The sequence below is a fragment of the Paraburkholderia sp. genome (assembly GCF_024281035.1).
In the GTDB taxonomy this organism is placed as follows: Bacteria; Pseudomonadota; Gammaproteobacteria; order Burkholderiales; family Burkholderiaceae; genus Paraburkholderia.
The window spans coordinates 126,123-148,127 of the sequence record NZ_JAMXLH010000029.1 but is presented as its reverse complement, the minus strand read 5'-3'; the positions used below and the strand labels follow the sequence as shown (position 1 = coordinate 148,127).

Annotated in this window: 17 protein-coding genes and 2 pseudogenes; 4 read left to right on the top strand and 15 right to left on the bottom strand. The window is 62.1% G+C overall.

All coding sequences use genetic code 11. From position 1 onward, the window contains the following. Positions 1-51: 51 nt before the first annotated feature. Positions 52-405 (top strand): hydroxyisourate hydrolase, encoded by a 354-nt coding sequence (gene uraH, locus Q0L30_RS09745; protein WP_296654398.1) that lies wholly within the window; start codon positions 52-54, stop codon positions 403-405. A 194-nt stretch (positions 406-599) separates the two neighbouring features. Then, the gene (locus Q0L30_RS09740; RefSeq protein WP_296654744.1) at positions 600-1,811 is read left to right on the top strand and encodes a urate hydroxylase PuuD; all 1,212 of its coding nucleotides are present in this window, start codon (positions 600-602) and stop codon (positions 1,809-1,811) included. Positions 1,812-1,908: 97 nt separating this feature from the next. Here the strand turns inward: Q0L30_RS09740 and Q0L30_RS09735 are convergent, their stop codons facing one another. From Q0L30_RS09735 to Q0L30_RS09695, 9 genes are all read right to left on the bottom strand, one after another. Then, positions 1,909-2,445, bottom strand: a complete 537-nt coding sequence (locus tag Q0L30_RS09735) for an ureidoglycolate lyase (protein ID WP_296654396.1) — start codon at positions 2,443-2,445, stop codon at positions 1,909-1,911. An 18-nt stretch (positions 2,446-2,463) separates the two neighbouring features. Further along, positions 2,464-3,483: an allantoicase gene (gene alc / locus Q0L30_RS09730; RefSeq protein WP_296654394.1), complete on the bottom strand. Its 1,020-nt coding sequence runs from the start codon at positions 3,481-3,483 to the stop codon at positions 2,464-2,466. Between the two features lie 47 nt (positions 3,484-3,530). Next, a complete protein-coding gene (gene uraD / locus Q0L30_RS09725; RefSeq protein WP_296654392.1) occupies positions 3,531-4,052 on the bottom strand; it encodes a 2-oxo-4-hydroxy-4-carboxy-5-ureidoimidazoline decarboxylase in 522 nt (173 codons plus the stop codon). A gap of 22 nt (positions 4,053-4,074) precedes the next feature. Then, a complete protein-coding gene (puuE, locus tag Q0L30_RS09720; protein WP_296654391.1) occupies positions 4,075-5,025 on the bottom strand; it encodes an allantoinase PuuE in 951 nt (316 codons plus the stop codon). A 462-nt stretch (positions 5,026-5,487) separates the two neighbouring features. After that, positions 5,488-6,414, bottom strand: a complete 927-nt coding sequence (gene ldcA, locus Q0L30_RS09715; RefSeq protein WP_296654389.1) for a muramoyltetrapeptide carboxypeptidase — start codon at positions 6,412-6,414, stop codon at positions 5,488-5,490. After that, positions 6,411-7,085: a tRNA adenosine(34) deaminase TadA gene (gene tadA, locus Q0L30_RS09710; RefSeq protein WP_296654388.1), complete on the bottom strand. Its 675-nt coding sequence runs from the start codon at positions 7,083-7,085 to the stop codon at positions 6,411-6,413. The genes ldcA and tadA overlap by 4 nt, the downstream gene beginning before the upstream one ends. Further along, positions 7,082-7,501 (bottom strand): DnaJ family domain-containing protein, encoded by a 420-nt coding sequence (locus Q0L30_RS09705; protein WP_296654386.1) that lies wholly within the window; start codon positions 7,499-7,501, stop codon positions 7,082-7,084. The genes tadA and Q0L30_RS09705 overlap by 4 nt, the downstream gene beginning before the upstream one ends. 320 nt (positions 7,502-7,821) lie before the next feature. Beyond that, complete coding sequence (locus Q0L30_RS09700) at positions 7,822-9,018, bottom strand: amino acid aminotransferase (protein ID WP_296654384.1); 1,197 nt, start codon at positions 9,016-9,018, stop codon at positions 7,822-7,824. A 21-nt stretch (positions 9,019-9,039) separates the two neighbouring features. Then, positions 9,040-10,452 carry an amino acid permease gene (locus Q0L30_RS09695; RefSeq protein ID WP_296654382.1) on the bottom strand — a complete coding sequence of 471 codons (1,413 nt, stop codon included), beginning with the start codon at positions 10,450-10,452 and terminating at the stop codon, positions 9,040-9,042. Between the two features lie 729 nt (positions 10,453-11,181). Between Q0L30_RS09695 and Q0L30_RS09690 the strand changes: the two genes are divergently transcribed. Beyond that, a complete protein-coding gene (locus tag Q0L30_RS09690) occupies positions 11,182-12,642 on the top strand; it encodes a glucose/sorbosone family PQQ-dependent dehydrogenase (protein WP_296654380.1) in 1,461 nt (486 codons plus the stop codon). Positions 12,643-13,285: 643 nt separating this feature from the next. On the opposite strand, the pseudogene Q0L30_RS09685 reads toward Q0L30_RS09690, so the two are convergent. After that, a pseudogene (locus Q0L30_RS09685) lies at positions 13,286-13,387 on the bottom strand (acyl-CoA thioesterase); the annotation flags it as partial. A 2-nt stretch (positions 13,388-13,389) separates the two neighbouring features. Then, on the bottom strand, positions 13,390-14,961 hold the full coding sequence (gene hutH, locus Q0L30_RS09680; RefSeq protein WP_296654378.1) for a histidine ammonia-lyase: 1,572 nt from the start codon (positions 14,959-14,961) through the stop codon (positions 13,390-13,392). Between the two features lie 101 nt (positions 14,962-15,062). On the opposite strand from hutH, the pseudogene Q0L30_RS09675 reads away from it, so the two are divergent. Beyond that, positions 15,063-15,251, top strand: a pseudogene (locus Q0L30_RS09675) (hypothetical protein); the annotation flags it as partial. A 436-nt stretch (positions 15,252-15,687) separates the two neighbouring features. On the opposite strand, the gene Q0L30_RS09670 reads toward Q0L30_RS09675, so the two are convergent. Genes Q0L30_RS09670 through Q0L30_RS09655 form a run of 4 tightly spaced genes read right to left on the bottom strand, consistent with a single transcriptional unit; the run spans position 15,688 to position 21,737 of the window. Next, on the bottom strand, positions 15,688-16,923 hold the full coding sequence (locus Q0L30_RS09670; RefSeq protein ID WP_296654377.1) for a DUF2399 domain-containing protein: 1,236 nt from the start codon (positions 16,921-16,923) through the stop codon (positions 15,688-15,690). A 2-nt stretch (positions 16,924-16,925) separates the two neighbouring features. Next, on the bottom strand, positions 16,926-19,736 hold the full coding sequence (locus Q0L30_RS09665) for an ATP-binding protein (RefSeq protein ID WP_296654375.1): 2,811 nt from the start codon (positions 19,734-19,736) through the stop codon (positions 16,926-16,928). Further along, entirely contained in the window at positions 19,736-20,419 is a 684-nt protein-coding gene (locus tag Q0L30_RS09660; RefSeq protein WP_296654374.1) for a hypothetical protein, read from the bottom strand. Before Q0L30_RS09660 ends, Q0L30_RS09665 begins: the two co-directional genes overlap by 1 nt. After that, positions 20,403-21,737, bottom strand: a complete 1,335-nt coding sequence (locus tag Q0L30_RS09655) for a hypothetical protein (RefSeq protein WP_296654372.1) — start codon at positions 21,735-21,737, stop codon at positions 20,403-20,405. Before Q0L30_RS09655 ends, Q0L30_RS09660 begins: the two co-directional genes overlap by 17 nt. Between the last annotated feature and the right edge of the window lie 268 nt (positions 21,738-22,005).

Here is a 22,005-nt window from a genome sequence, read left to right as displayed (position 1 = left end):
ATGCGTTGAACGTCGCGTATGCATAACAGGCTGGACACGAGGAAACTGCGAATGGGCAAGCTCACCACCCATGTGCTCGACACCGCGAATGGCCGTCCCGGCACGGGCATCAAAATCGAACTCTTCGCGCTCGCGGGTGATACGCGCCGCGCACTGAAAACCGTCACGACGAACGACGACGGCCGCTGCGACGAACCGCTGCTCGAAGGCGCGGCGTTCGCGGCCGGCGAATACGAACTCGTGTTCCATGCGGGCGACTATTTCGCCTCGCTCGGTACGCAGGTGCCGCACCCGCGCTTCGTCGACCGCGTCGTGCTGCGCTTCGGGATCGCAGACGCCAACGCGCACTATCACGTGCCGCTGCTCGTCTCGCCCTGGTCGTACAGCACCTACCGCGGCAGCTAGGCGCGCTCCCCCCATCCGGCAATCCATCGTCGCCACACCATACACACGAGACCGGCGGCGCAAGCGCTTCGCACGGCAGCTGCCAAACGCACGAGGCACCGAATCCGGCGCTGAAGCAGGCACCGCGCCTGCAATTCGCACGAGGTGTTGCGCGCGCAACGAATCAGGAGTGGAGGCGCTTTATGGCAGGTCTGATGACGGGTTTCATCACCGACTGGCTGAATCTCGCCCTGCGCTGGTTCCATGTCGTGGCCGCGATCGCCTGGATCGGCGAATCGTTCTACTTCGTGGCACTCGACAACAGCCTCAAGCCGCCTGCGGATCCGAACCAGCGCATGCGCGGCGTATTCGGCGAACTGTGGCACGTGCATGGCGGCGGCTTCTACAACATGCAGAAATACACGGTCGCGCCGCCCGAAATGCCCGGGGATCTGCACTGGTCGAAGTGGCCCGCATACACAACCTGGCTCTCGGGCGCAGCGCTCTTTACCGTCCTGTATCTCTTCGCGCCCGGCGCCTACCTCATCGACAAAAGCGTGCTCGACATGGGCCCGGCCGTCGCGATCTTCTCCGCGCTCGGCTTCCTCGCCGCGGGCTGGATCGTCTACGACGCGCTGTGCCGCCTGCTCGGCACGAAAGACACGCTGCTCGGCGTATGCGTGGGCGTCTACGTCCTGCTTGCGGCCTGGCTCGCCTGCCACATCTTCGCCGGGCGTGCCGCGTATCTGATCATGGGCGCGATGCTCGCGACGATCATGTCGGCGAATGTGTTCTTCGTCATCATCCCGGGCCAGCGCAAGATGGTCGACGCCATGTTGAAGGGCGAAGCGCCGAACCCTGCTTACGGCAAGCGCGGCAAGCAACGCTCGGTGCACAACACGTACTTCACGCTGCCGGTCGTGTTCGCGATGCTGTCGAATCACTACGCGATGACCTATTCGCACCCGCACAGCTGGGTCGTGCTCGCGCTGATCATGCTGGCCGGTGCGCTGATCCGCCAGTTCTTCGTGATGCGCCATCGCGGCCGCGTGTTGTGGTATTTGCCGCTCGGCGGCATCGCGCTGATGTTCGCCGCCCTCTTCTGGACGCTGCCGCGCCCGGTCGTGCCGCAGGCGGAAGCGGCTAAAGCGGACAAAGCGGCCAACTCGCCGAAACTGAAACTCGCCGATATCCAGCCGATCGTGCAGGCCCGTTGCGTGGCATGCCATTCGGCCCATCCGACGCTGATCGGCGCTGCGCCCGCTGGCGTGATGCTGGATACGCCCGACGAGATTTCGCAGAACGCCCAGCGTCTGTATCGGCAGGCCGTGCAGTTGAAGGTCATGCCGCTCGCCAACATCACGCACATGACCGACGACGAACGCCAGAAGATTGCCGCCTGGTTCGAAGGCGGCGCGACGAGATAGTGAGGTAAGGCAGCAAGGGCCGCGTGCGAGAAGAAAATGCGCCGCAACCCGGCAAATCACGCGGCGTTTTACACGCTGCGCGGCATTGCGCGAGGCTTCAACGCCGCGCGGCGCGCACAGCGTCTTCGTTTATCCAGAGCGACTCGGGCAGATCCTGCTCGTCGAGGTTGTGCCCCGCGCCGCCGCGATCGACGACGATAAAGTCGCTCGCTTCGCCGAGCGCGATCAGCGGATGGTGCCACACGCCCTTCGCGTAGTTCACGCCTTGCCAGCGGTGGGTCACGAATGCGCGAATCTTTGCGACGTCGAGATCGCCCACGGGCGCCACGACGATCAGATAGGGACGGCTATCGAGCGGCAAAAACGCCTGGCTGCCGAGCGGATGACGCTCGAGCATTTTCACCTCGAACGGAAGCACGCGCGCTTCGCCGCGAAAGAGATTGATGAGCGCGCGGCCGCCCTCGTCCGTCACGTCCACCTTCGCGAGATCGTGATAGCGGATCGTCGTGCCGAGGTTGATCGGAAACGCGTTCGCGCCTTCAAGTTCGATCACATCGCCGAACGGCGCGAACGCAGCGCGCGTCAGCAGCTCGACGGCTAGCGTCGAGCCGGAGCGTTGCGTCGGGTTGCTCATGGTCCTCTCACAGCCCGCTTACGCGAGCGTACCCCACAGGCGCAGGCGCGACACGCCGCCGTCCGGAATGATGTTCAGACGCACGTGAGTGACCGGGCCGAGCGCGGCCAGCTCGCTTTCGAAGCTGTGTTGTGCGTCCATCTGCAGCTTCTGCTCGCCGAGCAGCACCGGCCAGAACATCGCCTGCGTAATGAGCGAACTGTCCGTGCCTCCCGTCACGCACGCAGCCTGTACCGAGCAGCGGTCGGGATAGTTGCCCTTGAAGTGCGCGGTATCGACTTCGATCTTCTTGATGATGCCGGGATGTGCGAGTGCGATGATCGCCCAGTCGTTGCCCGGCTCGCGGCGGCGGCGCGTTTCCCAGCCGTCGCCCATGTTCGCGCCGCGGCCCGGCATCAGCATGTTCGACGCGAGACCGAAGTGCTGGTTGTTCGCCGCGACCACGTACGCGCCGTTCGCCATGGCGGCAAGGTCGAAGTGTTCGGTGCGGCTCGCGCCGTTCCAGTCCACCTGCGGCTGGCCGTAGACGCGCAGACGCGCAATGCCGCCATCCGGATAGATGTTCACCCGCACGTGCGTGTATGGCTGGGACGGCTGGCCGCTGGCGGCTTCAAGATAGTGGTGGCTGTTGCCTGTCAGGGACGTAGACGGCACGATCTCGAACCACGGCGTCGAAGCCGTCGGCATGCCTTCGGGCACATACGCACCCTCCACCGATGCCGCGGGCGGATAGTTGCCGGTGAAATGGCTGGTATCGAGGTCGAGCCCCTTGACGACGCCAGGGCGCGCGAGCTTCACGACGCACCAGTCGTAGCCCATCGTGCGCTTGCGCCGCGTCTCCCAGCCGTCCATCCACTTGCCGTGGTCGTCGTACTTGCCCGGGACGAAGACAGCCGGCTCCGGGTTAAGCATGCGCTCCTTCGGCGCGAAGAATTCGTCGCTGGCTTCGAGCGCCTGCGCGCCGAGGCGCGGGTCCGCAAGATTCACATAGCGGCGGGTGAATTCTGGAGCGTTGGAATCAAGAGTCGGGAGTGCCATCGTCGTCTTCCTTCTTGTCTGTCCGGTGATAGCGCAAAAGCGCCGCATCAAGCGTCGATCAACTCGTCGAGCCGAAAGCGCGCAATGCGATAGATCTCGTCGAGGTTCGCGCATATTTCGTCGGCGCGGCTGTTGTTCACGCGCGCTTCGAAGTTCGCGATGATGCCTTGGCGGTCGTAGCCGCGTACCGCGAGGATGAACGGGAAGCCGAACTTCTCGCGATACGCCCGGTTAAGCGACTGCAGCTTGTCGAACTCTTCCTGCGTGCATTGGTTCAGGCCCGCGCCGCGCTGTTCGCGTGTCGATTCGGCGGTCAGTTCGCCGCGCACCGCCGCCTTGCCCGCAAGTTCCGGGTGGGCACGGATCAGCGCGAGCTGCTTCGTCTCGCCCGCAGATTTGACGGCCTGCGACATCGCCCTATGCAGAGCCTCGACGCTCGCGAACGGACGCTCTACGGCAGCAGCCCCGGCCACCCATGGCGAGTGCTCGAAGATGCCTGAAAGCGCGGCCACGAAGGCTTCGGTCGAGGCACGGTTAAGCTGTTCGAGGGTGTAGTCCATGGTCTTCATGTGGCAACTTCACGTGGCAACTTCACGTGGCGGCACGGCGAGCGCGCGGCTGGTAGGGATGATGCGTGCGCCAGTGACGCGCGATGTCGACGCGGCGCGCCACCCAGACGCGATCGTATTGCTCGATATGGTCGAGAAAGCGTTGCAGCGCGCGAAACCGCCCCGGGCGGCCGAGCAGCCGGCAGTGCATGCCGATCGACATCATCTTCGGCGCCTCGTCGCCTTCTTCGTAGAGCACGTCGAAGGCGTCGCGCAGGTACGCGAAGAAATGGTCCGCCGTGTTGAAGCCCTGCGGCGTGGCGAAGCGCATGTCGTTCGTGTCGAGCGTGTACGGAACGATCAGTTGCGGCACGGTCTTGCCCCCCGTCACTTCCACATCCATCCAGAACGGCAGATCGTCGCCGTAATAGTCGGAGTCGTAGAGAAAGCCGCCGTATTCCGCGACGAGACGGCGCGTGTTCGGGCTGTCACGGCCCGTGTACCAGCCGAGCGGACGCACGCCCGTCACGCGCTCGATCGCTTCCATGCCGAGCTTCATATGCTCGGCTTCGCGTTCCGGCGTCGCGTCCTGATAGTGGATCCAGCGATAGCCGTGGCACGCGATCTCGTGACCGAGTTCGACGAACGCACGGCCGAGTTCCGGATGACGCTCGATCGCCATGCCGACGCCGAATACCGTGAGCGGCAGGCCGCGCTTCTCGAACTCGCGCAGGATGCGCCATACGCCGACGCGCGAGCCGTACTCGTAGATCGATTCCATGCTCATGTGACGCGCGGGGTACGCGGCAGCGCCGACGATTTCCGACAAGAACTGCTCGGAGGCGCTATCGCCGTGCAGCACACAGTTTTCGCCGCCCTCTTCGTAGTTGAGGACGAACTGCACCGCAACGCGCGCCTGGCCCGGCCAGTCGGCCTGCACCGGATGCCGGCCATAACCGGTTAGATCGCGAGGATAGAGAGGATCGAGTGCCATGTTGGAAGAGTCAACCGATCGTGTTGTGAAGGCAAGATCCGGCGAGAGTCGAATTCGACGGAGAGCGGTCGCCGCGCGTGAATTGCCAGTGCGCAAACGGCGCGCGGTGGATCAGCCCGGCAATCCGCTTTCAGGACCAGATCAGTGTAGCCAAATCATCGGGGCACGCCCATACGCGCGTTCAGATACTGCAGGTCAAGCAAGGTGTATGAAAACTGCCCTGCCTCGCGTGCACGACTCCACTGCAGCAACCTGGTGCAGCAACCGCGCGATGCCCGTACGCACCGGTTGGCGGCGCGGCATTCCAATCGCCGCCAGCATGCCCAATATGCGCCATTTATCTGCCAGCGGTTAGTCGCGACACAAGTGCGTCGGACATTTGCGTGCGAACGAACGGCTTGGCAGTTAGTTGCATATATAGGCCGTAAAAAAAGCGCTCGAAAGCGCTTTTGTGCCCCCGCGTCAGCCGAGATGCGGATATCCGCTCACGGCCAGCTTGAACCCGAGCGGTGTGGCCTGCAGGTTCGCCTGCGCGCCGACCGGCAGCGTCACCATGTCCGCGATATGCCCGAACGGCAAGCCCGTGATGACCGGAACGCCGACCACCGAGCGCACCTGCTCGATCATTTCGTCCAGGTCGTAGCCGTTGTCGTAGTCGAACGGCTTGCCGCCCGAAAAGTCGCCCAGCACGAGTGCCTGCTGGCGCCCGAGAATCCCCGAGAGGTGCAACTGATAAATCATGCGTTCAATGCGAAACGGCTGCTCGTTGATGTCCTCGAGGAACAAAATGCCGCCCTCCACCGGCGGCATGAACGGCGTGCCGATCAAAGAAGTCAACATGGCAAGGTTGCCGCCCCAGAGCGTGCCCGAAACATGTGCGGTCTGCGCCTGCGGGGCGTCCACGGTGAGCGTGAAATCGGGCTTCGAGAGCGTGTCCCAGAAGTGCTGCATCGTGAAGCTGCTGAGATCCTCGGCGCCGAAGTCGCTCACGAGCATCGGGCCGCCGAACGTCGTGAGTCCCGCGCGCGCAAGCAGCGCGAGCTGGATCGCAGTGAAGTCGCTATGGCCGCAAAACGCAATCGGCCGCCCGGCGAGCCGCCGCTGCAGGCCTTCGTAATCGAGCCCGTGCAGGAGGCGCACGGCGCCGTAGCCGCCGCGCACGGCGAGCACGATATCGGGCAAGTCGCGCGACGGGTCGGCCAGGCGGTTGAGTTCGGCGGCACGTTCGCCGTCGGTGCCCGCGAAGCGCAGGTAGCGCCGCTCGGTTGCCGCGATGCCGTCGACGCGATGGCCTTCGGCCTGCAGGCGATCGAGCGCACGCTCGACCACCATCGGATCGGGCGGATAACCGGACGGTGCAATCAGTTCGATGGTGCGATGCTTGGTCATGTCGATTGGGATGGGGTGTCGCCCGTGCTGGCGGAGTCGTCATCCGCCGACGGCGTCTCGCCTGCTACGGCGCGGCGCGCCGCGCGACTCGCCCGGCGTCGCTCCGCGAAGAACGAGCGCAGCGCGTCGCCGCATTCGCTTTCGAGCACGCCGCCCACCACATTGGTGTGATGATTCAACTGCGCGTTGGCGAAGGCATCGACGACACCGCCGCACGCGCCCGTCTTCGGGTCGTGCGCGCCGTAGACCACGCGCGCGATCCGCGCGTGCATGATGGCGCCCGCGCACATCAGGCACGGTTCGAGGGTCACATAGAGCTCACAGCCCGGCAAACGGTAGTTTTCCAGCGCCTTCGCGCCCGCACGGAGCGCGGCCATCTCGGCATGCGCGGACGGATCGTGCGCCCCGATCGGATGGTTGAAACCTGTCGCGATCACCTCGTCGCCGCGCACCAGCACCGCGCCAACGGGCACCTCGCCCGCCGCGCGCGCATCTTCGGCAGCGAGTTGAGCAAGCCGCATGAAATGGCGGTCGCGCTCGCTCACGGGATCGGGCAGTTGCGAAGGCGTGGACGTGCCTGGCTCAACAGCGTCGGGCGTAGCATCGGCGCGATCTTGCGGGTCGACGGCAACGCTGGAAGGCGCGGCCGGTGTGGCGGCCGGCGTGTTCACTGCGCCTCCGCCTGAACAGGCTGAGTGGACTGGGCGGGTTGCGGATTCGCGGCACGCCCTGAAAGCCGCTCGGCGATACGCCGGCGGTATTCCTGCGGCACTACCATCGCGCCGCCGCGCAGCGATTCGAGCGCCATGTCGAGCGCGAGCAAACGCGCGCGCAGACGGCATTGCGCCGCCTTGTCGCCGACCTTGGCGAGTTCCTCTTCGAGGTCACGCAACGCGCGCAACTGTTCGACAGCCGGAGGCACGAACCCGGCATTCTTGAGAATGCGGTTGGCGACACGCACTTCTTCGGGGACGAACAGGTCGTCGTCGAATTCCTGGGGCGATCCGGCGCCCGGCAGGTCGTCGAATTCCCCGCGCGCGGCTGCGGCGGCAATCCGTTGTTCGACGAGGGCATCAAGCAATTTCATCGGTAATTCATCACGTTGCGGCTCACGCATTCTATCAGGGCGTGACCTGGAGGACCGTCAGGCTCTGTCGTGGCTTCCGTCGACGTGAATGGCTTGACAGCCCGCTGTCGAATGCCGCATGAACCGGCATCCGGTTCTGAATGGCGCCGCGCGGGCAGCGACGGCACCACCGTGTTGGGCTGGCAGCGAAAGGCTTTGATCGGGCCAATGCCGTGATGCGAGCAGCCCGTAAGCGGCGTACGAACGTACCGTGTGAAGCGGCTTCGCACGCGGCACGGCCCTCCTGACGGCCGTGCACCGCGCGCGAAGCGCAGAGATGCCTAGTGTGCGATCACCTTGGCAATCGCGTCGACCACGACCCCGACGTTCTTGTCGTTAAGCCCTGCCACGCACATCCGGCCCGAGCGCAGCACGTAAACGCCGAACTCTTCGCGCAGCCGCTCGACCTGATCGGCCGACAAGCCCGTATACGTGAACATGCCGCGCTGGCGGATATAGCGCGACAGCGCCTCGCCGCTCACATACGCGCGCAAGCCGTCGTGAATCGCGACGCGCATCCGGGCGATACGCTCGCACATGGCCGCCAGCTCCTGCTCCCACGATTGCTTCAGATCCGGCGTGGTCAGCACGCGTGCGACGATCTTCGCGCCGTGCGTGGGCGGATTGCTGTAGTTCGAGCGCACCGAGCCCGTCAACTGCCCAAGCACGCGATCGGCCGCCGCCGCGTCTTCGCAGACCACGTGCAGGCCGCCGCAGCGCTCGCCGTAGAGCGAGAAGTTCTTCGAGAACGAGTTGGCGATCAGGGCCGGAAGCCCGCGGCGCGCGATCTCGCGCACGGCGAACGCGTCGTCGTCGAGGCCCGCGCCGAAACCCTGGTACGCCATGTCGACGAACGGCAGCAGATTGCGCTTTTGCAGCACGTCGATCAGCTGCTCCCACTGCGCGCGGTCGAGATCGACGCCCGTCGGGTTATGGCAGCACGCATGCAGCAGCACGATGCTCTGCGGCGGCAGCGCGTCGATAGCCGAGAGCATCGCGTCGAATTTCAGGCCGCCCGTCGCCTCGTCGTAGTACGGGTAGGTCTTCACCGTGAAGCCCGCGCGCTCGAAGATAAAGCGATGGTTTTCCCACGTCGGGTCGCTCACCCAGACTTCGCTCGCCGGGAAATAGCGCTTGATAAAATCCGCGCCGACCCGAAGCGCGCCCGAGCCGCCGAGCGTCTGTACGGTCGCGATGCGCCCCGCCGTGCGCGACGGGCACTGCGCGCCGAACACGAGCGCCTGCACGGCGTCGCGATACTGGGCGAAACCCGCCATCGGCAGATAGGGCTTCGGTCCCGGCTCTTCGAGCAGCGCCGCTTCGGCGGTGCGGACGGCCTGCATCACGGGCAGGCGGCCTTCGTCGTCGAAGTAGATGCCGATGCTCAGATTGACCTTGTTCTGGCGCGGATCCTTCTGAAAGTTCTCGTTCAGCGTGAGGATCGGGTCGCCGGGATAGGCGTCGATGTGTTCGAACATGGTGTTTGCGAAATGGGCTGTTCAGGATGAAAGACGATCAGTATGCTCCTGGCGCGTCGCGGCACCGCCTTGCAGGGCGGATCCCGCGTTGCGCTGCCAGAACCGGTACGCGAGCGCGAGCGCGGCGAGCCACACCGGAAGCAGATACACGGAAATCCGCAATTCCGGCGTGAGATACATTACAACGAGAACGCCCGCGAGGAAAACCAGACATAAATAGTTCGTGAACGGATACCCGAGGCTCTTGAACATCGTCGTCTGCCGGGCGCGCGCCTTGTCGCGGCGGAACTTCAGGTGAATCAGGCTGATCATCGCCCAGTTGATGATGAGCGCCGACACGACGAGCCCCATCAGCAGTTCGAACGCCTTGCCCGGCATGAAATAGTTGACGATCACGCACACGCCGGTCGCGAGCGCCGAAACGCCGAGCGCCGCCAGCGGAATGCCGCGGCGGTTGACCTTGAGCAGCGACTTCGGCGCATTGCCTTGCTGCGCGAGGCCGTAAAGCATGCGGCTGTTGCAGTAGACGCCGCTGTTGTACACGGAGAGCGCAGCCGTCAGCACGATGAGATTAAGCACACCGGCGACGAGGTCGCTGTTCATCGCGTGGAAAATCAGCACGAACGGACTGCCGCCCGTCACCACCTTCTGCCAGGGATACAGCGAGAGCAGCACGGCGAGCGCGCCCACATAGAAAAGCAGGATGCGGTAGATGACCTGATTGGTTGCGCGCGGGATCGTGTGCGAGGGATCGTCGGCTTCGGCGGCAGTGATGCCGACGAGTTCGAGGCCGCCGAACGAGAACATGACGACGGCCATCGCCATCACGAGGCCGCTCACGCCGTGCGGGAAAAAGCCGCCGTGCCGCCAGAGGTTGGCCACGCTGGCGTCGGGACCGGCGTGACCGCTCACGAGGAGCCAGCCGCCGAACGCAATCATGCCGACAATCGCGAGCACCTTGATGATCGCGAACCAGAACTCCAGTTCGCCATACGACTTCACGCTGGTGAGATTGATCGCGTTGATGATCACGAAAAACGCGAGCGCCGACACCCACGTGGGCAGGTTCGGCCACCAGTAGTGCATGTAGATGCCGACGGCGGACAGCTCGGCCATGCTCACGAGGATGTACAGCACCCAATAGTTCCAGCCCGAGAGAAAGCCTGCGAACGGACCGAAGTACTTGTCGGCGAAATAGCTGAACGAGCCTGCGACCGGCTCGTCGACGACCATCTCGCCGAGCTGGCGCATGATGAAGAACGCGATGATGCCCGCGATGCCGTAGCCGAGCAGCACCGAAGGTCCGGCTGTCTGGATCGTCTGCGCGATGCCGAGGAAAAGGCCCGTGCCAATTGCGCCGCCGAGTGCGATCAGCTGAATATGGCGGTTCTTGAGGCCGCGTTTGAGCTGGCCGCTTTTATCGTTTGAAGTCATGTTTTTCCGGTCGCCTCAGTGCGGCGTATCCGGCCAACGATTCTGCCCAGTTTCAGGAAATAATCAGGAAATAAAAATGCGCACGCAACGAACTGGGGCGAAGCGCGCAGCCTGGCGTCAAATACGGTTCACCGCCCGACCGGCTGCGCAGGACGCGCGAGGCGGTGGCGCGCGGTTTCCGTCCCTGCGACACGACTTCTTTCTCACATAAGCTTTGACGGCATAAAAAACTCTTTCACGGACAACAACTTAATGATTTTACCGTGTCTCGAGACCGCCAGCGATAGCGCACGCTTGCGCGGAACGCCGCACCGTACATGGCGGATCATTCCGGGCCTAAAACCTGACAATTACACAACAAAAATCGGGAAATACTCCCTAATCGAGAATATCTCTCGTGTTGTAAGCTGAAAACCGGCCTAGCTCGATCTGGATGGGGAAATCGCACAGCAAGCGCCATCGTACGTAACAGCGGTTTAACTGTTTTTCCCGATGGCAGGTGTTCGTCGATTATCCAGGCTGATTAGCATTACTGAGTTTGCTCTTGTAGATCAGGGTCCCCAATCCTTCGTAAAGCCTGTATCCGCTCCAGGTGATACAGCTTTCTTTACGGAGTCGCCGCTCCCCTGCCGATTCCAGCATGGCCCGTTTTATCGCTACACGATCCTGTTTGCCGACGCGTGCTGTCCCTCTCCGGGGTTGATGTTTCATCAATAATGAGGTCTGCAAGTGAACAAGAAAATCCTGTGCGCATTAATCGCTCCGCTCGTTTTTTCTGCAGGGGCCGCCTACGCCGATTCGCCGCCTCCGGTAGGCACCCATTTCGCGGCGCTGCCCGATCACTTCACGAAGCGCGTGCTCGTTACCGGCCTCAAAAATCCGCACAACATGGTGCTGGGGCCGGACGGGCAACTCTGGCTGACCGAACAGGCCACGAGGCGCGTGCTGCGCGTCGATCCCAAGACCGGCAATCTTTCGGTGCTGGCCGAGATTCCCGATGTGGTCTACGACGAGGGGCATCAGAACGGCCTGCTCGGCATTGCGCTCCACCCGGAGCTACTCAAGGGAAAGGGGCATGACTACGTCTATGTTTCCATGACCTACGCAACCGGCAAGGGCGGCGACTCCCCTAACGCCACCTTGATTCGCCGCTATACGTACGATGCGAACACCGGCAAGCTCGCCCATCCGGTCGACCTGATCAAGGGCATGCCGTCGAGCTTCGACCATCAGTCGGCGCGCCTGCTGTTCGGCCCGGACCGCAAGCTCTATTACTCGATCGGCGACCAGGGTCACAACCAGTTCTCCTATCTCTGCCAGCCGAATCACGCGCAGGATATTCCCACTGAAGCCCAGATCAAGGCGGCGGATTACTCGCTGTACCAGGGCAAGATCCTGCGTCTGAACATCGACGGTTCGATCCCGAACGACAACCCGGTGATTCACGGCGTTAAAAGCCATATCTATGCGTACGGGATCCGTAACTCGCAGGGCATGGTGTTCTCGCCGAACGGCAGGCTGTTTGCGGCCGAGCATGGTCCGAACACCGACGACGAACTGAACCTGATCGTGCCGGGCGGCAACTATGGCTGGCCGCACGTCGCGGGCCGCAAGGACGATTCCGGTTACGCGTATGCGAACTGGTCGGCTGTGAAAGGCGGCTGCGAGGCGCTGACGGAGAAGGAGAAGGACCCTGCGCAAAACGGCCTCAAGGTGCCGGATGCCGTGCCGGTAATGAAGGAGTCGCAATGGTCGGATCCGGCCTTCGTCGAACCGATCAAGACCTTCTACACCGTACCGAGCAATTTCGATTTCAACGATCCGGTCTGCGCGGACAAGAATCTGTACTTCATCTGCTGGCCGACTATCGCGCCATCGTCAGTGACGTACTACAAGGGCGGCCCGCACGGCGTGCCGGGCTGGGAGCATTCGCTGCTGATCACGTCGCTTAAGCGCGGTCTCGTGTTCCGCGTGAAGCTGGATGCCACCAATAGCGTTGCGATGGGTGACGCCGTTCCGCTGTTCCGCTCGATTAACCGCTATCGAGAAATCGTCGCGAGCCATGACGGCTCGGCCATCTATGTCGCGACGGACACCGCCGGCCTGGGCACGACCGAAGCGGGGAATGCGTCGTTCAAGCTCGATAACCCCGGGTCGATTATCGAGTTCAAGTACACCGCGGGTAAGTAAGGCCGAAATGTAGTTCTGTCAAACCCGGGCTGGGAGATTCAGCCCGGGTTTTTATTTTGTTTTTATTGCGGATGATTTGCTGCTTATTCCCACTCGGTTGTCAACGGCATCGCGGGAGGCCTGTGGGGACCGCGTTTCCGCCTGGTCACGTGGCGTCGATACCGTCAGCGATACCGGAAATTCCAGTCGGCAGTTGTCAGCTCTGAGGAGACTGTATCGGAGAACCAACCTGCGCTTCCGCTGAAAGATCGCAACCCCCAGGAACTTGAGGACGGCTTCTGCGGGAATACCGTCTTCGATACCATCAGGCACGTTCCAATGCGGTCCCGGCAGAGCTTGCAGAAACCATGCTACGCATCCAATGGCGGCAATTCGCCTTGCGGGCAAGGGACACTCCGCACAATCGTACTCGTCGAATCCTGTCAGTCACGGGCCTGCATATCAACATAAACGCCCGCACTGGGATGCTATTCCTGACTCTTAATCCGTAGGCGAGTATTCGAGCCACTCACGCCCTACCAAAGATATCAAGCAAAAAGCCCGGTCATCGCGGCCGGGCTATTTCCTTTCTGGAGTCAGTGTAGGCACCATGTAGGCATTTTCGATCAAACTGAATCAACCTTGATGCCACGGTACTTCGATCGTGGCCATGCCAGCACACGTTCAGCACGTCCACGTCGTGGAACGGCACTTCCACGTTCGCGCTTGCACTCAACGCAGGCGTTGCCTCGCTCGATCCACTCATGGCTACTTCTCCTGCTGCGCACGCGCAAAGTCGCCCGCTGCGATGCGCTTCGCCATCGCGCGCAGTTCGTGTTCCAGCGAGCGATCCTCATCGACGAATGGCGACGTAGCGGCCACGTCATCCATGAACGCGGCAAGCGGCGCGGGAATTACCGTGGCGGTGTTGCCGCGCAGCCGCAGGCGCGCGGCCTGCACGGTGGCGAGCGCATGCGCCGCCGCGACCTGCTCTGTGAGTTGCAGCACGCGCAGACAGTCGCGCGCCGCGATCGTCCCCATGCTCACCTTGTCCTGGTTGTGCGCTTCCGTCGAACGCGAGAACACGCTCGCGGGCATCGTGTGCTTGAGCGCCTCCGCCGTCCACGCCGATGACGAAATCTGCACGGCCTTGAAGCCATGATTGATCGGCGCGCGCTCGCTCGTCGCACCCGTGAGATTGCGCGGCAGACCGTTGTTGAACCTGTCGTCGACGAGCAAGGCGAGCTGCCGGTCCATCAGGTCGGCAAGATTCGCCACGGCTGTCTTTAGGCCGTCCATCGCGAACGCGATATGGCCGCCGTAGAAGTTACCGCCGTGCAGCACGCGCTCGCCGTCGGGATCGATCAGCGGGTTGTCGTTGGCGCTATTCAGTTCGTTTTCGATGTCGCGGCGAATCCATGTGAGCGCGTCGTTTGCCACGCCGATCACGTGCGGCGCGCAGCGGATCGAATAGCGGTCCTGCAACCGGTGGCCCGGCGTATCCGGACGCCCGGCCAGATCGGAGCGAATCCAGGCCGCCGCTTCGCCCTGCCCGGCGTGCGGCTTGGCTTCGAAGATGAACGCGTCGAAATGCGCGGCACGCCCGTCGAGCGCCACCGTTGCGAGCGCAGTGAGTCGCGCGGTCAGACGCGCGAGTTGCGCGGCACGCGTGAACGCGAGACACGCGAGGCCCGTCATGACCGCCGTCCCATTCATCAGTGCGAGGCCTTCCTTGGGCGCGAGCGTGAGCGGTTCGCGGCCGAGCGCGAGCCACGCGTCGCGTGCCTCGCACAGCGCGCCGCGAAACTGTACGCCGCGCTCGCCGGCCAGCGCCGCCGCGACATACGAAAGCGGCGTGAGGTCGCCGCTTGCACCGACCGAACCTTCGGCGGGAATACGCGGCAGCATGCGATGATTGATGAGATCGGCGAGCCGTTCGAGCAGCACCGGGCGCACGCCCGAAAGTCCAAACGCCAGCGAATTCAGGCGAGCGGCGATCACGGCGAGCGCCGAGGGATCGTCCAGATACTCGCCCATGCCGCAGCCGTGGTAGCGCATGAGCTGCAACGGCAGATCCTCGACGAGCGCCATCGGCACGTCGACAATGCAGGCGTCACCGTAACCCGTGTTGACGCCGTACACGGTCGCGCCAGTTTCGAGATGCCGGCGCAAAAATTCCGCGCCGCGCGCGATACGCTCTCGCCAGGCCGGATCGTCATTCAGGCGCACACCGGCGCCGTCACGTGCGACGGCCACCACGTCCTCGATCGTCAGATGGCGATCGCCAAATACCACAGCATTCGCTTTGCCTGCGGCATCCTTCAGGTCAGTCCCGGGCATTCGCTCCCCCACTGGGGCGCACCCAGAAATCGTAGAAATTGAACCATTGATAAGGCGCCTTGCGGCAATAGGTGTTCGAGGCGCGACGCAAAGCGCTTACGCTACACTACTTCACGAGCACCGAGCAACTGCACACCGGACTGAGACATTACATCTACTACAACCACGAACGCATCGGGCTCAAATTGAAAGGACAGCGTCGCCGCACAGCCGGGATCAGACTACAACGCAAAACGGCCTGGCAACTTGCCAAGCCGTTTCTTTCTTGTCCAAATCCTGTCCAAATTTGAGCCTGGACAGCAGACGAACTGAACCAGGGAACCCGGTCACGAACTATCGCAACATCAGCGAATGCGCAACGGCGAGACGCGATCAAGCCCCTGATTTAACGGGAATTCTCACTCCCACTCGATTGTCAATCCAGCGGCTGTCCCCTTGCGGGGACGGGGTGCCGCTAACGCATTCATCGACGATACCGTCAGCGATACCGGAAAAACCGCCGGCAGTTATCAGCTTTGGACAGACTGCATCGGAGAATCTTCGTTGAAAGCTCACTAACATTGGGCATCCGAAGACGATTTCTGCGCGGATGCCGTCATCGATACCGTCACGCACTTTCCAATGCGGTCCTGGTATAGCCAACCGGTACCATGGCCATCGGCTCCGGCCGTTTCTCCCACCAGACGCACACGAAGCGCACTGCAGCAGCACCGGCTGAGCCTCAGTTCAAACCCAACCCTCTTGCTCTGCCTTGCGACCGTCTCGCCGCATCGCTTCGCATAGCTTGCGCAAGTCGGCCGGCAGATCGGGCCGTGCCAATAGGACGGCGAGCAGCTTACGGTCATGTTCGTTAAGCGGCCAACGCTGCGAAGTATCCTCCCATTGACTCACGTCCATTTTATATGGCTCCCAAGTCAGGCCGTACGCCTGCCAGAGTCCCCCAACGGTGCAGGCGATGTCCACGCCCGCCGGATCGGCATCTGCGCTGATCCAGGCCGGTGCGGGCGAAAGCGTCAACAGATGACCGATAGCGTCCAGCCATGCCGCGGAGGGACGCCCAGGCATCCACACCAGACCTGTACCGGACCCGCGCCTTAGCGCTTGACGTTCGAAACTAGCGCGGTTTTCGATAAGCCACCAGCGGATTGGCGTTGAGACAGCCTCGGCGCGTGACAGATCTGATAACGGCAGTGCTACAAAGTGCAAAGGATGGAGGTGCACCGGCTGCCCAGCCCATTTCAGCAAAACATCTCCTGCAAGCCAGGCTACAGGAGCGAACCGCGCGATACGCAAACGTTCCAAGTCGAATGCAGCATCCAACCACCGCCAGTCGGCATCGGTAATCGCCTTGGTCGTCCCGCGCGCCTGCAACGCAAAATCGCGGCGAGTCCCCTGGCCACCTGCATCATGCCAGGCCGCGACGGCCCGGAGCAAATCGAGGCGCGTGCCGAGGAGGTCGAGGCGCAACGTCTTGTCTTCACCCAGTTGCGCCAAGGCCCGAGTAAGCTCGTCCAACAGATCGGGATCGACCGCACCTGCAGCACCCCGCTCGGATCGCAACCTCAACCAAGCCATGCCCTGCTCGACAAGCGCCTTCCGTTGTTCTGCACGTTGGCGCGGACTGGAGACTGCCAATATCGACTGCAACCGAGGAAGATCACGCCACGTAATCGAATCCCATTGCCATGTACCGTTGGTGAGCCGCTCGCGTCGTACGATCCAACCTTCACACAGCAATCGCTCACAAAGTTCCTCGGCACGCTCAATCGCCGCGGGTCCGGCCTCGCTCAACAGCGCAGCTCGGCTACGGCGCATGCTGTCAGCCCGCACCCAGCGTTGCAGCAGTGCACGTTGCTCCGGATCAAGCAGGAGCAGGTGCTCAGGTACCCCGCCAGACGCGCAGCGATCTCGCATCCCGCGCTTGCGCTCTGTATCCACCCAATTTGTCACCGACGTGATCATGTTCAGATTGTCTCGCCCCGTCGCTGCAGCACTCCAATAGGCGGTGCCCAGCGCGAGTCGCGAGGCTTCTTGGATGTGACTAGTGTGATGTCCGCAGGTTCGAACACCTCGACGTTGTGCGTTATTGGTGTGGTCAGAACGTACTGAGCTCTGGTGGATTTCAGGAAATGACCAACCAGTTGGATGTTTCGTACGTCCAGGTGAGCGAAAGGTTCGTCGATGAAGACGAAACCACCAGACATCTCGTCATCCTTGAGCAAACCCACCAGCAAGATCAGCGACTTAATCACCTGCTGACCGCCGGATGCTTCGCCGTCATTCAACCCAATCTGGCCCTTGCCGTCGAAATTGAAGCTGACCTTGAGTTCGGCTTGACGCAACACGGTGTCGTCGTTGTCCAGGTGCGGCAGATCGGCATTGACTTCGACACCCGCAAGGACGCCCAAATCCACGATGTTCTTACGGTAACGGCGAACGGTAGCGCGCAGTACGTCGATGTAACGCTCGCGCGCGTTATTGACCGCAATAGACGCAGCAGCGTTGCTGGCCTTACGCTCTTCTAGCTGTGCCAGTTGCCCGCCCACCGTGGCCTGCATTAGCGTATGTTTCTCCTCAACAGTGGCGTCCGTTTCCCATTGCCCCTGTTGCAGGTCTTTCTCAACTGCATCGCTGCGCAATTGCGCCTGCCTGGCGTTCTCGAACCGTTCGCGCAGATCGACGAGCTTCTCACGCGTGATCCACCGCGCTGGGAACCGCCGTTTCTGTTCGCGTGAGCTGGCGGCGCGAGCGGTCTGCATATCGAAGCGCTCACGCCACTCACGCTCGTACTTCTCCGCGTCGCGCTCGGTTGCAACAAGCCGCTCCTGTGTCTCCTTGTATGCCCTACCTGCGTCGTCGCGCCCCTTACCCGCCGACACGTATTCGCGGTCAAGCCTCTGCCATTCGTCACCAGCCGTAATGCGCGCAGCCCTCAGTGCCGGCAGTTGTTGACGCGCCCGTTCGAATTCCTCACCTCGCCGCGCCAGTTCTTCAGCCGCGCGATGCCCCTTACTGGCCTCGACAGCCGCAGTGTGTTGCCTCTGTACATCTTGTTGGTCGCACGCTATTCCCGTTAGCTGACGATCCAATTGCACCAGACGTCGCTCGATAGCTTCCTTTCGAGAAGCGAGCGCCTGGGCACCGAACTGGTACTCGCCCGGGTCCACCCATACACTGCGTCCTCCGCGGGCATCACGCCAGTAAGCGGCCTGCGTTATCCACTCCCCCTTCTGCTCTAGTCCCTCGTCCGTACTGTCCACGCGACGGATCTGCGCGAGTTGTTTCAGTAACCATACTGGAGCAGGTGCCGAAAATCGCAACACTGCGAGCAAACTCTCTGGGGCCGGTCGTACAGGCGCTTCGGCGGATTCGGACACAATGTAGTGTCGATAGCGCTCGCGTTCCGCGAACGCCATCGCCCGTGCCTCACTATCCGCGTCATCCAGCACCACCACCCAGCGCGCTCCGCTCAACACGCCTTCTGCTGCATTTCGCCAGTGCTCGTCAATAATCTCGACGACATCAGCCATCACGTGGTGAGCAACGTTTTCGCTACGCAACAGCTTCAGGAAGTTATCAACTTCCTTCGGCCGTGGAGCCTGCCGCCGAGCCTGCAAGCGATCCAGTCCCTCCTGGGCGCTGTCGCGCTCTGCCTTGACCGAGCGCCATTGCTCGCCCAGTTCGGCCTTGCGTTGTTCCAAGGCTCTCAGGTGCTCAGCGAGGTCGGCCGCATTGGTTTCTACTGCGGCGAGAGCTTGCAACTCCTCAGCGTGCTTGACGAGATCCTCCACCGGTCGTTCGACGTCGCGCGCTTGCCGCTGCAATGCCAGTGCGGCATCTCTTTCGGCCTCGAATTGCCGCACACGTTCGGCAGCTATACTCTTCTGTTCCAGCAGTTGAAGCAGCATCGCGCTGTCCGCGGCCCGCTGACGCTTCAGCTGGGCCTGATGCAGGCGTTGGCGATGCAGTTCACGTAACTTGGTGGCCGCATCTTGCCGCTCCTCATACCACGTCAGCACTGGAATCACTTCCGTCGCCAAGAACTCTCGTTCGCGCAACTTGGCTTGATACTGGCGGTAGAGATTAACGCGACCTTCCAGCTGAGCGAACTGAGCCTGGCTGTGAGCTAGCTCCCGTTCGGCAGTCTCTACTTCAGTCGCCAGCTCGCGCTGGTGCTTGCGGGCTTCTTCGTAGCGATCGAGCACTTCCTGGTCGCCAAAAACATCGAAGACCAAGCGCAGTAATTCCTTCGGTGAGTACTCGCAAAGCCGATCAGTCTGGCCCTGCTCGAGCGCTAACACGCGTGCGATGGCTCGGGACAAACCTGCCCCCTCCAAGCGCTTACGCCAGTGCTCGACGCCTAGCCAGTCTTTGTCTGGCTTTTCGACCAGAACTTCGATCGGCGCATCCCCGTCGACCATCAAATAGCGTCGCTGCCAATCGCCACCGTTGCGTTCAATGCGGCAGGCGAGCGTTACCTGATCCGAATACAGGAGGTTGCGCGCAAACGGCCGACTCGAACTCTGGCGGCTACGTGATCGGTTGTCTACTGTGGCACGAAGCCAAGTCGTGTCGGCGTTCGCATGACGCGCATACGTCTTGTAGTTGCGGCCGCCCGAGCACTCTAGACCGAGCAAGGTGCGCATCGCGTCGAGCAGCGTTGTCTTGCCGGAGCCATTGGGACCCGCCACGGTGATGATTGAGCCATCAAGCGGCAGTGTGATCCGCTGACAATAGTCCCATTGAAGTAGCTCGAGAGTTTGCAAGTGAAACATCAGCCTCGAACCTCCGTGGAATCACTTTCCGTTGCACTCTCTGAATGCGTGCGCGCTAGCACGTCGCTAAGCGCACCATCGAGGATGCGTGGCGCCAGCGCATCATAGTTGAGCAACAAATCCAGCAACGGTCCTTCAGCAATGTCATCACCGCGGCGAGTAATGAACCCGTGCGTTTCCAGTCGCTTCAGGTTCGCATCCATGCGGGTCTTCTTGCCCAATTGTGTACCGAAGTCAGTCAGCAAAGCCTTGTAGGAAACAAGGGGACTCACGGAAACCGCACTCGGCATCGGGCGATCGCTCGCGAACATCTCGGCTTGAGTCTCGCCGTCGGCGCTAGCCGCGCGGGCGGCCTGACGCTCACGCTTAGGCAATACAATCAACGACCACAGCACGACCAACAGTGAGACAGCGTCACGCGGCAAGTCCACGTTGTTGTTGGCGTCTAAGCCCGCCTCTCCAAAAACCAACGTTTCGGCTCCGCGCAAAAGAGCGACACTGACGTAGTCCGCATGAATGTTGTCAATCAAATACAAACCGACCTGCCCCAGTCGCTCCTGTACGGACTGCCAAACGTCGGCGTCGATCAAGGCGTGGCGTACGCGCGGGTGCTGGCGCGGCAACCAGCGGCGAGCTAGCAGCTCGGCCGCAAGCAGCGCGGCATCATCAAGAGAATCGTTCATCTTGGTCGGGTAGCTTTTCAGGTTGGAGGTGGCCAGCGCTCAGGGCGGCAACGTGGGGATCGTCTACTTCGTCCAGGACAGGCAACAGTGCCGCCCGCCAAGGCAGGCGCGCGAAATCTCCCGTTTGGCCCTGAAGGCCACGCGCTTGAACATCGCCCAGCAGAGGCAACAGCTGCATCCGATAGGATGCTTGCGCAAATCGCCCACCAAGCACGACCTCGCCGACTCGCCGTTGCAAAGGTGGCTCGCCGGCGGGCACAACAGACCAGTCTGATAACTGAGCGATCAGCATCGCAAGTTCTACCGGCATACGCAACGCTTCCAGCTCCCCCGGCTTTGCATGAGCTGCGGGTGGTAGCCCCGCTGAGCGCTGCGGATCCGGCCGCTCGCGTTCGAACTCGCCTTCGGCCACGTCCAGCAAGTCGTGCCCGCTCACGAATACGGGCCGTACGCCGGTTGATAGCGCATCTCCTAGCAACTCGTACAGCGCAGGATGCGATTGGAGCCACAGACGCACGTCAGAACTGGTAACACCCGTGCTGCCCAGCGTAACCCGCTGGCGATCTGCCTGCTGCAGCGCGCGCGTGAGCTGGCTAGCCATCGATAATAGTCGTGCCTGACCGTGGCCTAGGGTCCGCGCCTCTCGTTCTAGACGCGGATCATCGTAATCACTTCGGATCAAGGCCGTAAGTGCCTCGCCGGCACGCTCGACCAATGTCAGCGCCCTTTCAAAGCGGGGACGAGCATCGCGCAGGCGCGCCTCTGAGCCGCTCGCGATAGCATCGGCGAACTCGTCATGTAGACGTGCGAGCTGGGCATGCAGATGCTTGATTTGGCTGGCATCCGAGAGACCCAGCGCTTGCGCTCCAGCGACCTGCGCAAGCAACGTCGCCATCTCGTCGCCCTCAGTTGCCGCGCGTGTGAGCGGTGCGAGGAGCGCATGCACCTGTTGGGCAAGTGACGAGAGATGGTAGTCTTGATCTGTCGCGTCCCAAACTAGCAGGCCAAGCTCGCGCAGGCGTTTCAGCACCATGTCGAGCGCATCGGATTTGAGCACGTGGAACAGTTGGGTCAGATCGTCCCGTTGTAGACGGCCCTGTGGCTGGCCAGCGAGTTCCAGGAATACCCACAGCCGCAGACGCGCAACAGCCTGACTACCTGAAATCAAGCCGCGTAGCGCGTCAAGAGTTTCGAGCCGTTGAGACAGCGCCCAAGCTATCGGCGATTCGATCGCGAATGCCGAATCGCGAAAGTATGCCTCGAAGGAGCTGGATTCTTGATCGTCCGATGAGTCGCTAGCAATCACAGCGGTATTCATTTAGATGCGAGTCAGCAGCATTGAAGTTCAAAGGACACAAGGCCTTGTACCGCTTCAGCGGATTTCCGGCCTGCCTGGATGTGAGCGATTCTTCAAATTGCCCTCGGTTTGTTATATGAGACGAGAAATTTCCCCAAAAGCAGTCATCCGATACTACATCGACTCACAACCGATTCCGGCACACTGCGGCACATTTTCAGATTCGAGGAAGCCGATACCGACTCAGCAGGCGAAGTTGAAATCGTGTTCGGCTGTCACAGCCTGCAAT

What these genes read in the sequence shown, in the direction of transcription:
- hutH (WP_296654378.1), bottom strand. Translation starts at nt 14,961, where the DNA reads ATGCCCGGGACTGACCTGAAGGATGCCGCAGGCAAAGCGAATGCTGTG.
- Q0L30_RS09670 (WP_296654377.1), bottom strand. Translation starts at nt 16,923, where the DNA reads ATGATCACGTCGGTGACAAATTGGGTGGATACAGAGCGCAAGCGCGGG.
- ldcA (WP_296654389.1), bottom strand. Translation starts at nt 6,414, where the DNA reads ATGACCAAGCATCGCACCATCGAACTGATTGCACCGTCCGGTTATCCG.
- uraH (WP_296654398.1), top strand. Translation starts at nt 52, where the DNA reads ATGGGCAAGCTCACCACCCATGTGCTCGACACCGCGAATGGCCGTCCC.
- Q0L30_RS09655 (WP_296654372.1), bottom strand. Translation starts at nt 21,737, where the DNA reads ATGAATACCGCTGTGATTGCTAGCGACTCATCGGACGATCAAGAATCC.
- uraD (WP_296654392.1), bottom strand. Translation starts at nt 4,052, where the DNA reads ATGAAGACCATGGACTACACCCTCGAACAGCTTAACCGTGCCTCGACC.
- Q0L30_RS09665 (WP_296654375.1), bottom strand. Translation starts at nt 19,736, where the DNA reads ATGTTTCACTTGCAAACTCTCGAGCTACTTCAATGGGACTATTGTCAG.
- Q0L30_RS09740 (WP_296654744.1), top strand. Translation starts at nt 600, where the DNA reads ATGACGGGTTTCATCACCGACTGGCTGAATCTCGCCCTGCGCTGGTTC.
- Q0L30_RS09735 (WP_296654396.1), bottom strand. Translation starts at nt 2,445, where the DNA reads ATGAGCAACCCGACGCAACGCTCCGGCTCGACGCTAGCCGTCGAGCTG.
- Q0L30_RS09660 (WP_296654374.1), bottom strand. Translation starts at nt 20,419, where the DNA reads ATGAACGATTCTCTTGATGATGCCGCGCTGCTTGCGGCCGAGCTGCTA.
- Q0L30_RS09705 (WP_296654386.1), bottom strand. Translation starts at nt 7,501, where the DNA reads ATGAAATTGCTTGATGCCCTCGTCGAACAACGGATTGCCGCCGCAGCC.
- puuE (WP_296654391.1), bottom strand. Translation starts at nt 5,025, where the DNA reads ATGGCACTCGATCCTCTCTATCCTCGCGATCTAACCGGTTATGGCCGG.
- Q0L30_RS09695 (WP_296654382.1), bottom strand. Translation starts at nt 10,452, where the DNA reads ATGACTTCAAACGATAAAAGCGGCCAGCTCAAACGCGGCCTCAAGAAC.
- Q0L30_RS09700 (WP_296654384.1), bottom strand. Translation starts at nt 9,018, where the DNA reads ATGTTCGAACACATCGACGCCTATCCCGGCGACCCGATCCTCACGCTG.
- alc (WP_296654394.1), bottom strand. Translation starts at nt 3,483, where the DNA reads ATGGCACTCCCGACTCTTGATTCCAACGCTCCAGAATTCACCCGCCGC.